The organism is Chryseobacterium arachidis (assembly GCF_900129245.1).
In the GTDB taxonomy this organism is placed as follows: Bacteria; Bacteroidota; Bacteroidia; order Flavobacteriales; family Weeksellaceae; genus Chryseobacterium; species Chryseobacterium arachidis.
The window spans coordinates 30,670-48,287 of record NZ_FQUT01000012.1; the positions used below are offsets into that span (position 1 = coordinate 30,670).

Annotated in this window: 9 protein-coding genes; all 9 read right to left on the reverse strand. The window is 34.1% G+C overall.

Annotated elements, in window-relative coordinates:
- Positions 1 to 75: 75 nt before the first annotated feature.
- A complete protein-coding gene (locus BUA89_RS17540) occupies positions 76 to 4,062 on the reverse strand; it encodes a protein NO VEIN domain-containing protein (RefSeq protein ID WP_143152379.1) in 3,987 nt (1,328 codons plus the stop codon).
- A 1,099-nt stretch (positions 4,063 to 5,161) separates the two neighbouring features.
- Positions 5,162 to 6,256, reverse strand: coding sequence for a hypothetical protein (locus BUA89_RS17545; protein WP_072961396.1), 1,095 nt, complete (start codon positions 6,254 to 6,256; stop codon positions 5,162 to 5,164).
- A 230-nt stretch (positions 6,257 to 6,486) separates the two neighbouring features.
- Entirely contained in the window at positions 6,487 to 7,053 is a 567-nt protein-coding gene (locus BUA89_RS17550) for a hypothetical protein (protein ID WP_072961399.1), read from the reverse strand.
- 187 nt (positions 7,054 to 7,240) lie between these two features.
- Positions 7,241 to 7,831: a hypothetical protein gene (locus BUA89_RS17555; protein WP_072961403.1), complete on the reverse strand. Its 591-nt coding sequence runs from the start codon at positions 7,829 to 7,831 to the stop codon at positions 7,241 to 7,243.
- Between the two features lie 47 nt (positions 7,832 to 7,878).
- Positions 7,879 to 8,331, reverse strand: coding sequence for a hypothetical protein (locus BUA89_RS17560; protein WP_072961406.1), 453 nt, complete (start codon positions 8,329 to 8,331; stop codon positions 7,879 to 7,881).
- A 468-nt stretch (positions 8,332 to 8,799) separates the two neighbouring features.
- Positions 8,800 to 9,336, reverse strand: a complete 537-nt coding sequence (locus BUA89_RS17565; protein ID WP_072961409.1) for a hypothetical protein — start codon at positions 9,334 to 9,336, stop codon at positions 8,800 to 8,802.
- A gap of 84 nt (positions 9,337 to 9,420) precedes the next feature.
- On the reverse strand, positions 9,421 to 9,900 hold the full coding sequence (locus tag BUA89_RS17570; protein WP_072961411.1) for a hypothetical protein: 480 nt from the start codon (positions 9,898 to 9,900) through the stop codon (positions 9,421 to 9,423).
- 223 nt (positions 9,901 to 10,123) lie between these two features.
- Complete coding sequence (locus BUA89_RS17575; protein WP_072961414.1) at positions 10,124 to 10,825, reverse strand: hypothetical protein; 702 nt, start codon at positions 10,823 to 10,825, stop codon at positions 10,124 to 10,126.
- Positions 10,826 to 10,829: 4 nt separating this feature from the next.
- Positions 10,830 to 17,609 (reverse strand): RHS repeat-associated core domain-containing protein, encoded by a 6,780-nt coding sequence (locus BUA89_RS17580; RefSeq protein ID WP_083531728.1) that lies wholly within the window; start codon positions 17,607 to 17,609, stop codon positions 10,830 to 10,832.
- Positions 17,610 to 17,618: the final 9 nt, after the last annotated feature.

The window sequence follows — 17,618 nt, forward strand, 5'->3', positions numbered from 1 at the left end:
TTAAAACATGCGCTTTTCATTGTCCTTCTGTCGGTTAGATATCAGGTACGTATGTATGCTCTAATGGCATTTTATTTAAACCTGAAGCGTTATAGGGTTTGGAAATATTACCCCTCTCTGCAAAAGATCCGCTGGATTTTCAATGATTTCAATTCTTGCCTCTTTTCCCGCATTATATACTCTGTAAATTGAATAATTTTCTTTTTTTTCCAGCATAAATTTCCACTCATTTGGGGAAAGATAAACTACGTCTTTTACGCCTGAAGGTGTCCCTTTTACATCGATAAAGTGCTCCTTACCATTCTGCACAACCTTAAAGTCATAAGGCTTACCGCTTTCCTGATCTTCGTTCATCCAGAACACTTCGCTTATAGCAGCATCACCCCCAGTTAGGTAGCTGTTAACAAATTCCTCGCACCACCTTCCAACATCTTCTCTGACATCCTCGCTTTGGATCTGTGAATAACTCGCCTCTGCTTTTTCTGATACGCCGGAAAACGTCTTTCTCTTTGCCCAAATTGTAGCTGTATCAAAAGAAGTGGAATTTACAATAGGCTCAAATCTTTCCTGTACGGGAGGATCTTCTGCAAAATAGTTATCCTCACTTTCTTCTTCGAACTCCTTATCAATCAAATCTTCCTCAAATTGGTCTGCTTGTAGAACTGCAGGGATTTTTTTCATGAATGACCTACGAGGATTTAGTTTGAGTAAGTTTATTCCCTGTTCAGTTAGCCACTCTCTGATCTCTGAGGTCTCCGTTTCCAATAACAGAAAACGCAGCTCTTCATTAAGACCAAACACTCCCAGAAAGCTGGATAGCTCTTTTATCAAACTCAAGAGAGTCCTCTCACTTTTCCATTTCCCTTTGAAATAGAATTTGTTTTCTCCCTTATATACGGTCAGTGCAGGTCCGTCGAACGTCTCCGATTGGAAATTGAAAGAAAGCTTGATTTCAGAGGCTGTAAAAAACTCAGTTGCATCCAGTAAATGATATATTCTGTCAAATTCTCCCAAACTTTCATCCATTTTTTTCTTTTCGATCAGTGCCACATAATATGGAAGGACACTTTCTAGCCTATCTTTTAGCGATGTATCGGAAAGCGGTTTATCAAAAACAGGAATAAATTCATCAATGGTCTGAACCTGAAATAATGAAATTAATTCTTTAAAGCTATCTAGGTGTTTGTCCGCGTTTTCGGGTAATCTAATAACCTTCAATTTTTCTGACTCTGAAGAAAATCCTTCCACGGTAATCCACTTGATTTCCTTTGCAGGCTCGAATTTTCCATTGATCGACAATAGCTTATTTTCGGATGCCCAATCTCTGATAAGCTGTTTCTCGTCATGGGTCATATCTGGCAATATCGCAGCAAGTTTGTTATAGATCAGTCCAATTCTTCTTAGCGAAGCAGTAATTTTTGTTTCTTTTTCTTCTTTTTCCTCTGCTTCTTGCACAATATTGGAAAGGACGCTAAGGTAATCCAGCAATTCCAGTTTGTCCTTAAACCTTAATAGGTTTTTCCAATCTTCCGTGAGTGGTTCATCAAAATCAAATACCGGAAGATAATTTCCAGCAATATCTTTTATTTCTTTGGTATTTATATATACATCGGTGGGGCTCAAAATCTTTTTTGTAGAGGTTGGAATACATACTTTATTTTTGATATACCAGGGAAAATAGTTGGTTACTGATACAGGAAAATTATTGTATCCATTTCCTATACCATACTTATAAGTAGCATATTGCGTTAATTCCTGGAGATGAGTTGGATTGCTAATGATACTTTTCCAAAATAATCTTGAATATTCAATGTTGCTGGAAATTAAATTGATAAAGGATGGCAATTTTACTGAATGGATAACATTATGATTTCCAACCCCAAAACCGTTTTTCCCAGCCACAGCCTGGCATTCATCAACCCAAGTGGCATCTGTTAATTCTCGAAGGGTACCAAGTGCATTATTCTGATTAATGGTTTCAATCTCAACCCTGTCCTTAACTTTAATTGCCTTAAAAAATAAACTCCATTCCAGTTCACTGGAACCCGAATTTAAATATTCTTCTGATACCAATGTAACTTCCTTGATCACGCCCTCAATTTTAATTTGTGGATTGTATCTGTTTGATAAATAGCAGAACTGAGCGGATTTAAAAGTTTGCTTAGAATCCTTTGTTTTTAGCTTAATTTCCCTAAGACATTCCAGCATCTCTTCGTCAAGCAGATTTTCCTTAAAAAGCCTGAGTAAATAACGCGTAACCTGAAGAAAATTGGATTCATTTATGAAATTTTCCTGCCTGATGCCTGGTATGATGACATTGCTTACGTAGGCAATTTCCGAAGGTTCTTTTACGCCAACTACTTTTAGCCAATCGTAGATCAACTTGTCACTTTCGATCTTTTCAAAAATATCCGGATGTATTACGGGAATATCACCCAGCTCAGTCGAACTTAGTCCAGTTGGAAAGCAAATTCCGTTAGAAGGGTTGTAAAGTTTTCCTTTTTCATCATAAATAAATGGAAGCGTTTTTAAGTTCTGAAACCAAATTCCACTTCTGTCATCATCCGACTTCTGCTTGAAAAATTTTATTAAACTAAAATTATCCGAAACCTTGTGCCGATCCGTAAATGATCTTGAAGCAAAAAAATCCCCAAAATTCTCCAGTTCAAAAGTATGTACCCCAATAGCTTTTAACTTTTTGGCTTCCTCTACATCCGAATGAACAAAGCAGTCTTCGGAAAAAACAAGTTGTTTTTCAGTCCTAAGATATTCGGTTATTGATTTTTGATCAATGAATTTTTGGCCGGAGAGGCCCGTTTTATCAAGAACAACTTCCGAGGCTTTCTGAACGTTACCATTCTGGGTAATAATAAAATTCTTTGAAGAAGATTCCTTTGTGAAGCTCTGGTTGAAGGATTTTTTCAATTCATTTTGCTCATTGCTGAATTTGTAGGGCAGCAAGTGAAGAATCTGAAACCTATATTTGGTAGATGAAAGTTCGACGAGCCAATCTAATATCTTTTCTGCAATAAGTTCAAAAAGCCACTGATTCCATACTTTATCTTCATGGATACCTTCCCTTGCAGCATTGGTTAAAAAGCTCCCATTGACCAGAAATGGGAATCTGAAATCATTTACCTTAGTTGGAAGATAAGTAAAAATTAAGCTTTCACCATCCTTTAAAGCTGTAATTTTACTGTCTTCTATTTTAGCAGCAAACGAAATCTCGGTCATTTCCGCATCCCTTAACTTTCTCGGAGTTTTTTCATCCTTCTTGAGTTCCTGTTTAGTTTTTTCCGGAACTGCAATATCTCCATATGTTTTTGTTATCCAGCGGCTGATCTCCTGATCATCTTTAAAAAGAATGACCTGACTGAAATGGGTTTCGATGTTAAGGATCCTTTTCTCAATTAAATAGAGCAATTGTCCGTTTTTTGAAACAGATACTTTTGAAACCCTACGCAGAAATAAAAGTATCTGACCGTTATTTAACAGTTCATCTAGATCCGTTTCAAGTTGCTCAACACCATCGATTTCAATTATTGTAGAAACCGCATACTTATTTTTTTTAACTGTTTCCTGCACCTCTTCCTGAAGCTCTCCTGTTTCCGTCCAAATTGGAATGATCTGCCAGGGTAGGGTTTCTTCAAAATGCGATCTGTCAAAACGGAACTGATATCCATCCGAAAATATGGACACACGATCCGATTTACCAAATACGGATTTAAAACCTATTCCCTTATACCCCGTTTTGGTAATATCTTCTTTTTTTGTACTTGAACCGGCACTGGTAAGTGCTTTTATATCATATTCAGAGAAAGGATTTCCGTTATGCGATACGATCAGGCTATGTTGAAAAAAATCAAAATGTACCTCATTGTTGGTATCTTTTGCCGCATCATCGGCATTTTGGATAAGCTCAAAAACAAATCTTTGACTTTCAGAATAAATATCGCTTGAAACAGTATCCAATAAATTGGACATTGTGATTGCTTGATCTACGTCCTTAAAATCCGAGCGCTTATGGAATAGATCATCTATAATCTCTTGTTTATTTTTCAAATGGAAATTAGTTCTTTATAATTAATAATATACAGGCAATATCAAAATTACAAATAAAACTGAACCATTCATACTAGTTTTACGTAAAATTCCACAATAATTAACTCTAATTAATATTGTTTTGAACGATTCAAAAAAGACAAATGCAAAGCATATGAAAGCTTCCTGTCTGACTTTCACAAGCAGTACAAAATTTCTCGTTTACTAAAAATAATATTCACGCAATAATAGTCAGCTACCATATATCTGACAGAATTCAGTAACTTCATGCCTCGTTAAGTTATATCTAATAATCTTCCTATGATAAGAATCTACATTGACTGGAACGTCATGAGTCAGATGAAATCGGGCGTACATAAAGGGCAATGCTTATTACAAATTTTACTGTTTTCATAATTATAAGTTATTAGCTAAATCTAATTTTATAAAAATAATTATGTGACAGGCGAAAATTTTTCAGATAAAAAATACTTTCTAAACATTATTTTCAATATTCCTGATTCTAAAATAACAAGCATTTGAATATTGTGTTCTTCCTTTTGTTATTTTAGTTATGATATCAAATTCCATAGAATGCTACTAAAATTAGAAAAAACTAAAAGCAATTTAGATTTAACAAGTACATAATGATAAAATTGGCCATTAAGGAAGGACTATGCCTTCCAACACGTCCGAAAGAACACGACAGCTAGCCTGCTTTCCCTGCTGTTGACTTGTCCTATATCTATTTTTTGTAACTATTTGATCTTAATGTTTGTACAGAAAATCCTTTTATTATATTTTTTGCAAATGATTCTCAAGTATAATTTGAGTTTTCATGGTTATTAGTTTTTATCCTCGAAATGTCGGGGATTTTTATTTTATACGGTAAAATCTAAAATTTAAGCACACCGGAAAATACCTTACAATATTATTTAGTTCTCAAAAGCTTGATAAGTACCATTAAAGATATTGGGATCAGTAAGCTTTAATAAAGAACAATTGGTCCACTATTTTTTGGTAATGATATAGCGACATGACGGTTAATAACTATGTGCTTATAGGTATTAAGTAATTACCATTCCTTTTATTGTTTTGCACCATCATATCGCAATTTTATCTAAACCTCTTGAAACCCGTAGTAATCAAACAGATAAGAATTACCTACAACAAAGTCGTCTGTAAACTTAAAAAGAACATTATTGAAATTTTTAGGTTTTTGATTTCTAATATACTCTCCATCATTTCCTCTGGCAATATTCAGCAATATTTCCAACGTTCTCAAAGTAATTCCAACGAAAGTCCCACCGTAAAAATGATCAAATCTATGATTATGAGGCACTAACGGAACCAGATCATCATCTTGTAATTCGTAAACACCTGTTGCTCTATATATTGGAAATTTATATTTTTTATCTTTTGAAAGTTTATCTTCTGACAAGAGAGAATTTCCAATAAAATTTAAACCGGATCTACTTAGTATGCGTTCGTAATGCGCCATTTGTATCAACTCTCCCAAAAGTCCGTCTCTATAAACTTCGCCTTCGTTTACGGGATCTTCTACATAAAGTGTCGAATTCGAAATAGAATTGTGCTCATTGGCAATAACCAGTGCCATGATATAGCCCTTGACCTCGGTTACATTCCCATTGATTTTCACCTCAACAGTTGAGAACTGCTCCCTCCAGGTTGTAAAAACAGGATCCGTAAATTCTATCTGATCGCGTCTTCCCTTAGCCTCCGCAAGGCAGGGCTTGTTCAGATTGTCCATAAAAATATAATCCGGAGAATCTCCCTTTTTACACCTATTTATTGAAATGCTTGCAAATTTGCCCGGAAATTTTTTCCCTAACAAAGGCTTCACATGCGATATAAATCCAGAACCAAACGTTTTTTCAATCACGTATCGACAAATAGTCTGACCCAGTACCTGGGAATCTATCCTTCTTGATTCCTGTTCTGCCCCCGGGTGTCCTTCTTTAAAAATAAACTCCTCTATGTTATCCTTTAAATAATGTAATGCATCGAACTGATCATAATGTCTAACAGGCCTTATTGAATCATTATAATTCTCCAAGAAATACTTGGCGCAAAGTTCTTCAAGGACGATATCTATATTATCAAAAAAACTCCCACCAACATTATCATAGATATAATTTCCATGAAAATCAGGAGGGAACTTATTCGTCTCTAATTTTATTTTTCTTACGTTCATATTTTTTTTGTTTTGTTAAACAAACCCGTTACAGACAGAAATTTAGACAATAACATCTTCTTTAACTAATTTATAAAAAAAGTTCAGACTTAAAATGTACAGATTGTTTCACTGATGTTTTTTAAGTTCTTACTTTAATCATTTGGCAACTAAATTGAAGCGCTTACGAAAATGTATTGACCCATATACTTCTTTAAAAAGATGTTTTTTAAATAATTGCATCGAAAATTTTATCGGGTTGAAATGTTTATTATTCGATTCGATTTTTCAATCAAAATATCTAGATCAAAGTCTGTGAAATTTGTAGGCTGGAATACGGTAGAATCCTTTGATTCAGCGAATTCCATCACTCCCTTAGCGACTTCATAAAGTTTTTCCAGCCATACAAAATCTGCTATGGTTCCATAATAACGCCTCCCAAGAACATGCTCTTCCCTAAAATTTATATTTGCATCAAGTGTATGTCTTGAACTTACATTATAAATTTCACTGTTATCAAGTATTGACTGCTCAAGATCTGCAAGCCCTGTCCTATCAAGGATTCTGTCGGACAAATTTTTAAGATTATGAGTCTTAATACGTTTATAAGTCATTTTTTCATCCTCCGTCGATTCAAAAAAGATCAAAGCTTTTAGGCTACATTCGATAGAAAATAAAAGATCAATCATTAATTTACTTCTGTTCGATAGATGATTTTGGAATTCCTTCAATTTTTGATAACGGAATAAAAATTCTTTGCTATCAGAAATAAAAAAATTGGCAATTTCCCGGTTAATTGTACTGGTTAAAATATCCATTTAAATGTTTTTATACTTTTACTAAATATTACAATAATCTAACGCATCGCAATAAAAGAGACTGACCATGATCTTTTTGCGTGATCACTCATTCTTTCCTTCCATCTCTATCAATTTTGAAGAACTCTGGGCACAAAAGAGACAAAAAAATACAAGGTTAAAAATAAAGACAGATCGTCCAAATAATTTACTCATAATGGGTCATTGTTATTTTATCGAAATCTGAACCATCTTCATCGATTCTCTGTCCAAAATACCTTTTTGTTAGTTTGAAAACAGCTCCTTCACTGGCATTTTCTGTGATGACAGCTTCAAAATCATCCGGATAATCCTCTTTTATTTCCGCCATCATTTCGTGATCTTCTGAGATTTCTTTATAGGCCTCAATTTCCTCCGCTAATTTATCACCGGTATCAACCGTTGTCCTCAGGTCAAAACCGACCCAGGTCCTCTCGACTTTCTGGTTCTTAAGAATACTGAAACCGTTCAGAAAACCTGTTGTCAACACCGCGATTTCCGAATCAGGAAAAGCTTGTAGGAGTTTTTTCTTGATCTCAGAACTTTCATTTTCAAGCAGGTCAAACACAAATTGCTGACTGACAATGAAAATTTTGTCCTCATACTTCCCGATCGAAACTCCCTGCTGCATATATTGGGCTTCCATCATGGTCAGTTCTTTTTGATGACCTAAATTCTGGGTTCCTAATAGCTTAGGGATTTCTGACAGTTCCGTATTAGCTGCATTTGTAATGATGATCAGATAAATCTTCCAGCTCATTCTTTTTGGTTTATAGGTTATTAGTATAATTTTTTTATGCGATTAGATTACCATTCCCGCCATTCTTCAGTTGCATCTTCACCAGGCTTTATATACTTTAATTTTTCAATGGGTATATTGATAATCTCTGCAATCAGTTCCCTTTCCCCGGTTTCAATTAGTGATCCTCCCGTCGCATCATTTAACGCATTCAGTTTTAGAACGGTAGATTTAACATGGCCTACCACCTCATCCTTGGAACTACTTTTAGGGATATTTGAAGCATAATCTTTTAGTATCAAGATACATTCATCTATATTTTGCTGCGAGTAGGATGCATTCCCGTTTTTAAGATAAGATTCCATCGATTTTTTTAGGCTACTGATAAGGCTGTCCGTTTTGGTATTTACCGCAGGGCTAGCTTCAGTCGATGTGCTAGTACTGGAATCAGGTTTAGAATTGCTCTGTGCACAACTTATCAGGCTGCAGAGCGCAAAAAGTAAGAATAATCCGGTTTTCATTTTCTTCAGTTTTTAGAACCCGAAATCTAGGGATTTTATAAATCCAATGCAACAGGGATTTTACTACTTTTATTATCCTTAAAGCAGAGCTACAATATTTTCATTTTCTGTTTGTAATATTCAATATTTTGGACCATCTAAATGCTAAGATTTAGAATTCCTATAAACCGGTAATAAATGAATTCGCTTGATTATTTTTGGCGTGCCGATCTTCGTAGCCTTGACCGGACGCGCTTTCCGCTCTATCTTTTGCCAGCAAAAGGATGTTGCTACAATCGCTCACGCTTGGTCTTGCTTACCATCAATCAGTTCATCATTTAAATGAAGGGAATCTTTACGGAGAGATTCAAATAGAAAAAGCCACCATATAGGTGATTTAAATATTGAAATTCGATTGACACAATTTTAATCTTTCGAACTAACAGTCCTTAAAGATAAAAAAGAAATATATCTAGTATTATTCTGATCCTAAAGAGTTTTAATCACTTTACCCACGTCCTTATTGATTATCTGTACCAATGCATCAACGTTTTTCCTTAAATCTAATAGAGGCGAGTAATCTACCTGAAAATTCGCATTTCTTGTTGACAGAGAATCGTTGCACATGGCGCAAGTAATATTACCACTAGGATGGCTAACGGAATCTACATGGCTATACTCTTGAGTTTTTGTTACGATATTGAGAAATCTTCCAAGGTTCTGATGAAGGACTGCACATTTAGGATGTCCTGAAATAATTTCGTCATTTTGCAATAAAAGTGGAAGTATAAATCTATTTTGTGAATATGCTCCTAACTTTTGATTTACGATTTCATTGGACAATTGTTGTTCAATAGCGATTTTAATATCGTCTAACTGGTGATACCATTCAGTAACCAATTTACCAATATCTTTGGCTGCATTTCTTACTGTATCTTCCTTTTTCTCACGTGATTTAAACCACCATGTAGCGCCTACGCCCAACAGAAAGGTTAATAGCGGAATAATAGTTTTCAATGATTCCATAAAAATGAATGTGTTTAGCTTAAAGGTATAAAAATATCAAAATATCAAAATTTGATCAACAAAATCCCTTAAAATTTATCCAGGTCAAAAATATCGCTTAATTTTCTTTAATAAAGATTCTTTTTGTTCTTCTTCTTCAAGTGTGAAATGGTCTGGTGGTTGTAATTCCCAGTAATCCTTAAAAGAGAAATGGCTCAAGTCTCCTTCAAATCTTTTAAATTTTATACTGTAAAAATTACTTCTGAATTCTTCAATGATAGATTCTTCCTTATCAATTATACTCATCCAGTTGTATATCTTTTCCAAAAACTCCGATTTCAAAATATTTTCTAAAGGAGTTTCCGACTCCTGATCTTCTAAAGCCGCTAGGCAAGAATTCAAAACTTCATCAGTCAAAATAAGATCAAACGCTGTTTTATCCTCAAACTCCCTTAATTCATATCCGAATTTTCCTTCTTGAATAAAGTGTTTTTGCTGAGGATGCATCTGTAGGAATTTATATAAAATACCTGCTTCAATATTATTAATTCTTACCTCAAGGTTGACCTCATAAATGAATTCCATAGATATTTTTTAAGTAAATTGCTATTATTTTTAGCATTAAACAAGAAGAGAAATAGGAATATTAAAGATATGATTTTACGGCCTTAAATGTTTTGACCCTTTTTAGATAGAGAGCCAATATTTTATTAAAAAAACAAAAGCAGGAAATTCCTGCTTTTGTTATCTTCTATTCGCTCATTTTTTTAATGAGAAATCTAGTTTGTATTTTGCTAAAGAACTAATTTTAGCGTAGATCCCAAATCTTTTTATTCTTTAAATATTTAGTTTCCAGCTTTTTGTAGATGTTTTTAAAAGTTATGCTGTTTTCATTTAACAACTTTCCTTCCAACATCGTGTTCAAGTCGTAGAAACTAAAATTATTCCTTTCATTATATAGACTTACTTCAGAAAATGGTTGAAAATAATAGATAGTTTCAAAGCTCCAGTTAGCATCAGGGCAAAGTTTACGTAAATCTTCTCCGATAAAATAAAGAACAGGGATAAAAAACTTGATTTTATCGTCAACAGAAAGAGTTTTCATAAATTTCTCTGCATCATTATAAAAACTTTCATTTTGATAATTAAATCCTAATTGCCGAAAGATCTCAATCATATTACTTTCAGTGAAGTCTGTGTTATTCATCAGCCCTTTGAATCGATAATACGGGGTATCATTCTCTGGAAGTACAGGGAATTTATCATTATCAAAATCTGCCAGATTCATTATTAAAGAATGCTCTGCTGAAGGAGTATTAGGATTGACGAGCAATTTTCCGTCCTCCAAAAAATATGCTAAACTTTCATTGTAAGTTGACATCTTGTAAAACTTTAAGTTTTTAAGATCATATTTTCTTTCTTCTTCTTGGCTTAACACCTTAAAACTTTCTTGCGCCATTATCATGTTAATTTTAAAAATGAATAATATTAAAAACAATGTTTTTTTCATATAGCTATCTTATATATGCACTATTAATTGTTACAAAAGGCCAGCCAGCAGAAAAACGCACTTCCATTTGACCAGAAACCATTCTATATTGGCTAGTCATTTGAGAGACAGTAATTCCATAACTAGTTCCTAAAGTATAGATTCCCGGAGAAATAATAGTATCCGAGGTTGTTCCTATAATAAACCTTCCCCCAAAACTTCTTACACCTCTATTATTATACATTGACCATAACATTGCAGAAATTTGCCCTTGATTTGAGCCACTATACAATGTTCCGTCCATTGCTTTGACTTCAGCGAATTGAACGCCTCTAAATCTTTGTTCTGACCTACCAGTAGGAACTGGAATTCGTATATTGAAAGGCCCAACCTTTACATTATCTTTTCGATACTGTATTTCATAATGTACTAAATCAAGAACTCCATCAGGAATAGTATTTCTTGGTCTATTTTTATACATTCCTGCAATTTTTGCGCTATTACTTGTATAGTTAAACTGCGCATTGTCTAAGGTCATAATTGCGTTAAAAGCATCTTCAAACATTTTACCGGCCTTTTGTTGAAGCTGTCCATATGAACAAGTCTGACAAAAATTAGTCCTTACATAATTTAATAGTATTTTTTTTGTTAAATCTTCCCATCCACCTCCAAATTGGAAAGATTCTGGTGATACTATATATCTATATGAATTACTAGAACCATCTGTTGAAGTTACACTGTTATCAAAAATATTGGTTGAATAAGTGATACCACTAATTGCTCCTCCCAAAAAGTTTGACCCTGAAAATGCTGAACTTAGACCTCCTGATACTATTCCTGGCAAAAAGTTTTTAATAGCCCCGGCATTGTTAGCTATATTTCCTAATGCGCCTCCAATGCTTGCACCTCCAATTGCACCTCCCAGCACAGCACTCCAAGTTTTTTCCCAATTCCATTTCCCTGGGTTCCAGCTTCCATTTGCCTGCACTCCATTAAGGTAACCACCAGCAGCAGCTCCTGCAAGCCACCACCAGAATTCTCCATTAGGGTCGTTGTACATCATTGGATTATTCAGTACATACCCATATTTATTATAGTTCTGGGTATTGGTAGCATCCTGAATATTTTCATCAGCATTAAGGAACCTTCTTAATAATGGATCATACAATCTACCATTCATATGGATTATACCAACATTTAAGAAATGTTCATGGCTTGTATATCCTCTATCAATTAACAGAGTGAGTTCTGCTATTGAATTTTTATTTGTATTGATAGAACCACTTCCCAGCTGCAGGTGGGTAAAGTTACCCCATGCATCAAAATGCCTTTGTTCAACTTTATTACCATCTTCATCACTTATCGCCAATATGCTTCCCAAATAGTCTTTGTGCAAAAATTTATAAGAGGCAGTATCTTGACCAAATTCCTTCAAATATACAATATTTGACTCGTATGGAGTACCTTCAATATACATGATGTGTCTTTCTAACCCAGAAGTTTGGTTTCTAATAACTTCAAAACTATTATCTTCATTATAAATTTTAGTTATTTTTGTCTGCCATACCGGAGTATTAAGATCCGAAGATTCTGCAACACTAAATTCAGAAATTGGTGGATCTCCTTCGCCTCCTCCTCCTGTAGGGTTCATTAATTTAATAATGCTGACCCGTTGTCTAGTACTTCCAAGGCCATAATCAAACTTAACACGGAATTTTTCTCCAGAAATCATAACCGGATCGTTATTCTCATTATAAGTAACTGTTTGTATTAAATCTCCACTATAATTTTGTATTCCCTGGGTATTAAGGGTCATTCCTGTGGCTTGGTAAATTTTACTTGTATTTTCAAATTTCATATGTCCAATCTGATCATTTTCAGTAATTCTACCTTTCACATCATAAACATTTCGGTTCGAACTAGGTTTTACATTAGTAACAGGATTAGTCCAATTAACCAACCTATTATTATCATCATAATCAAATGTTTCTAAAATGTTAAAATCACCTCCTGTTGTTCTTCTCTTGAGCTCATTTTTAATAGCATCAAAAGAGTAAAGAATTTGTAACATATTTGGCTTAGCCAAAGAAGAATGATTAATTGAACTTAAGTAACCATTATCATCATAAGAATCTACGATATCTACAGCTCCTAATTTAGATTTAATTACCTGACCTTTTGCATTAACATCATTGAGCTCCCACAGAATTTTTCCTGTGTTTTTATCTTTAATTTGGTATAACTCACCATTCCATCCACTATAAAGATTATCAACAGAAACTTTAGTTGTATTACCAAAAGAAATAAGCTCCTTCTCATAAGAAGTTATTTTACCACTATTATTATAAGTTAAGCCTTTTTGAGAATAGATTTTTCCATTGCTGTTTTCCACTGACGAAAGGAGTCTTCCATATGTATCATATGTATATGCAATACTAAATCCTTGTCCTTCCACTGTTCCTGATTTTAGAGTGATCAGGCCCTTGTTATTGTAAGCGTATGATGTAGTCTTATTGGTCGTCTGTCCTCCATCTATTGTAGAAAATTCAACCTGTGAAGTAAGCTGTCCTAAATTATTATAATTAAATACTTTTTCTCCTTTTGGACTAATCGTTTTTTTACTTCTACCAAAAGCATCGTACTCGTATTTATATTCACCATTGGAAGGATCAACAAATTCGGATTTCCTACCCCATGCGTCATATTTAGTTTCCACCGAATTATTTCCATAGCTAGCTTTGATCTGTTGTCCCCCTGCATTATAAAAGAATTGTATCATTCCTCCTTTATCCGTTGTAGAAATTAAATTTCCTAGAGCATCAGTTGTTTTAGTGCTAGTTTTATTATAATTATTTACCTCGGTCGTGGTAGTTGTTAAGCCTGAAATTGTAGTAACTACTTGTTTTCCGATAGATGTTATAGTGCCCGATGAACTAATTTTCGCCAATGAGGTTGCTGTTACAGTAGCCGGATAGACCGAATCATCATAAGAAATCAAATTCCATATTGTTGCATTTTGATCATCAAAGTAAGGCTCGCTCTCTTGTGTTTTTCTACCTAGCAGATCATACTTAATATCTTTTGAGACAAACTGCCCCTGCGCAAATGATTTTGTCGTTGTTCTATACAACTGTCCAAACTTATTGGTGAAACTTTTGGAAACGTTCCCATCAGGGTCATTTTTTGTAAGAGTCACGTTAAAGTTTTCATCTTTCGTATAGATATATGTGCTTATTCCTCCTAAATTATTTGAAGAGCTAATTAGTTTTCCCCATCCATCATAGGTATTCGTAATGTTATTTCCAAAATGGTCTGTTTTAGTTAATATTTGACCCCAATTATCATATGTGATCTGTGTATGAAATCCCGAGTTATCAGTTTCCTTAACAATAAACCTTCCTGTAGAATCATATTCTGTACTGGAAGTAATCGTTTGCGAATCTAAGCTATTGCTTAAAACTTTTTGTATAACTTGGCCAAAACCGTCATATACAAATGTATTAAGAGTGTAAGCGGTATTATCCCAATTCCAATTCTTTGTTGTCTTTAAATTGTTGTTCTCGTATGTATATTCTTCCTTATCAGACTTTGTATCTCCATAGGCATTTACAACATCTATTTTTGATACTAAACGTCCAATAAAATAATCTGGTCCATCCCCTGCAGAATTATGACTATATTGATAGTCTGTTGTATTTACTGAATATGAATTATTAATTCTTGATATACTTTGCGAGGGCATGTAGTAATCACCATACGTAGTTGTATTTTCTGCAATGACATTGGTTAAAAAATCCTTTGTTCTACTTGTCTTTGGAATTATTGCAGTCACAACTTTAGATTTGTCATCATCTCCAACAGTTGTTACTACTTGACCATTTAGAATTTTATCTATTTGATAAGTTGTTGTTTTTAAGCTTAACAATTGTGTATTATTTTCAGATAAATCAACTGGAAACACCTGAGAATCAACATTTGTTCTAATTGACCATTCCTTGATTGGAACTCCTTTGTTGATAGGATCTATTTCAACTCCAGACCAAATTTTTGTATTTTCAAATCCTTCTGTATACCATGATGATCTAGCTTGTTTTCTAAAACCTATCATTCCAGTTCCTAGAATATTGGAAGTTAGTCCTCTGTATTTATAATCCTGCTTTAATTTTTTGTTCGAAGTTATGGTTTGAGTCAAACTAGAGACAACGTACATACCTGCTGATTGATTGATTTCAACATTGGGATAGTTTACTGGTTGGTCTCCGTCGTATAAACCCGGATTTTTAACTTTGTCCAACTGTTTGTATGAAATTTCAGTAGTGATTCCACCTTGTGTTATACTTTTTATACGTCCTTCCATCGAAATATCATAATAGGAATGTATGTGCATACCTATACGACCATCAGAATCGACTTTTTGTGAAATCAATGCAATATTCTTTAACATTGCTCCTGCTAAATGATCCACAGGTATTGCCATTCGATCAAAATATCCTACTGCTAATGCATTATCAATGTTACTGGAATTAAGATAATTAACTAATCCCCAACTATGATTGTCACCAGAAGGAGTGTAGTCAGGATTTCCTCCAAAGGTCGAAAAAACTTTCACTCCACTGCCAGAAGTAAATCTATATTTTGTACCTGCACTTGGATTGTCCTGATTATATTCTTTTTGATAAGATCTACCAGATTGAAGCGAAATGAGCTCTGTTTTCCCATCATTATTAATATCAAAAGCTACAAACGTTCTAGGATTTCCAATTGAAATATTATCATAAGGATCTTTAAAAACGGTACGATTTCTATATTGACTATTAAAATGTTTCGGATCCTCTGAAAAACCTATTCCTTTTGAAGTGTATAAATACCAAAGAGTTGTATCATCTGCATAAGGAACCATGATATCTGTTAGCCCATCACCATTAAAATCTCCGGTCAAACCATCTTTCCACATTCCTTTAATTGCAATTATTGAATCAAAAGACGATAAATTAGATTCGTACTTACCCTGAAAATTTTTCTGGAAAGTTATAAGATATGATTTCTTATTCTGGTCTAGTTTTATAAAATCTATTAATCCATCTCCATTAAAATCTCCCGACTTATATGTTTTAAAGGGATCTTCCTGATAATTATATAACTGCATACTGTAATGCCATGCATCATTTTGAATAGACTCATCTGGATCAACTACAATAAATCTTTGAAAATTCTGACAGGTCTGGCCTGGAAGAAGATTTCCTCCATCATCAAAGATAGGCGTATTAGGATCAATACCTCCACCAGAGCAAAATCTGTAGTTTAGCTGAACAATTAGCTCGCTTAATCCATCACCATTAAAATCAAAGTTCTTTATTCCTAAAATTGTAACGGTGGATGATCCAATCGGGTCTATACTATCAGGATCATCATTATATGTGTCAATATTGGGAATTGTTTTAGTAAAATCTAAAATTAGGTTATTATCATTTGAAATTTTATAGAAGGAAAGTTTTAAATCTTTCTTTGAGGTAGAAGGATTCGCTATCAGGTTATAAGTAACAAATCCTTGACGATTGTTTACGAAATTATCCCTTTTTAAGTTTATAGCAATGGAATTTTTAAGTTCTGTTGCACTTATTGAGTTTCCAAGCAATACTGGTTCATGGTATGGACCTCCCCAAGAGTAAAAATTTTTGAAAAGATACAATCCTGGTTGATTAATTGTTGGATAAACAGGGGACGCTGCTGCTTGATATTTTATCAAATCGATCCTCCCATCACCATCAAAGTCACCAAATAAATCTGTCAAATAGTTGTGATTTACAACACTTGGATATCCCCATGATGCAACATTTGGATTAGGACGATCCAATGATTTTTCATAGGTAAATGTTACTGGATTTGACTCCTCATCCGTACTGTTTGAAACAGTAATTTTATCCAAATACCTATAATCTGTTTCTTGCAAATCCTTTTTGTATGTGACCTTATATTTTTTATATTGGCTATCGTTTGATGATACTACAATTGATTCCAATAGTTTGGATTGAACAAGGGATTCTCCTTTAATATAAGCAGTTTCTGGTGTAGGTCTTTCTTGAAATATAAAGTTAATTTTATTATAATGTGCTGTTCCTTGAATTGAATTCCCACCCCATTCTATACTACTTATCACAGAAACGTTTCCTCCTAAAAGATAATTGTACGTAATATAATTTCCATTGCGGTCTTGAAACTTAACAATATTATAATCTACTGGGCTTCTGGATGTACTGTAGCCAGTAGCAATACCCCCATACCAAGCTCGAGAGCCATCTGGGTAACTTACTTCCCAATATTCTGGTCCTTTCCAAGGCCAACCAGAGAGCGTACCAAAGGATTTGATTTTTGTATTAGAATAATTTTCAGTTACATATTCTGCTCCATCTTGTCCATATTCACCTGATTTCAGTATTAGTCTCTGACCATTGAAACTGTAATAGTCTGAATAGTCCAACTGGATTCTTTTTGTGATACCATCATTTTCAAGTGTTTTTCCAGTTCTTGAAATAGAGCTTAATCCTGCTACATTCCAATTGTAACCTGCAAGTCCGTTTTGCCCTCCACTCGTATAAATAAGGCTAACGTTGGGTGAAACATCTTTAATTCCCGGTGGAACTTCAATATTAAGTGTATATTGGAGCTGCCCTGCTTTGGTTACTTCAATATTACCTTTGGTATCATGGAATTTTGGGGGAGCGGGGGTCTGCGAAATACTGAGTATCGAAATAAGCAGCATCGCCAAGGATGAAATCAGTGTCATCCGCTTTTTATAAAATTTCATAGTTGTGTT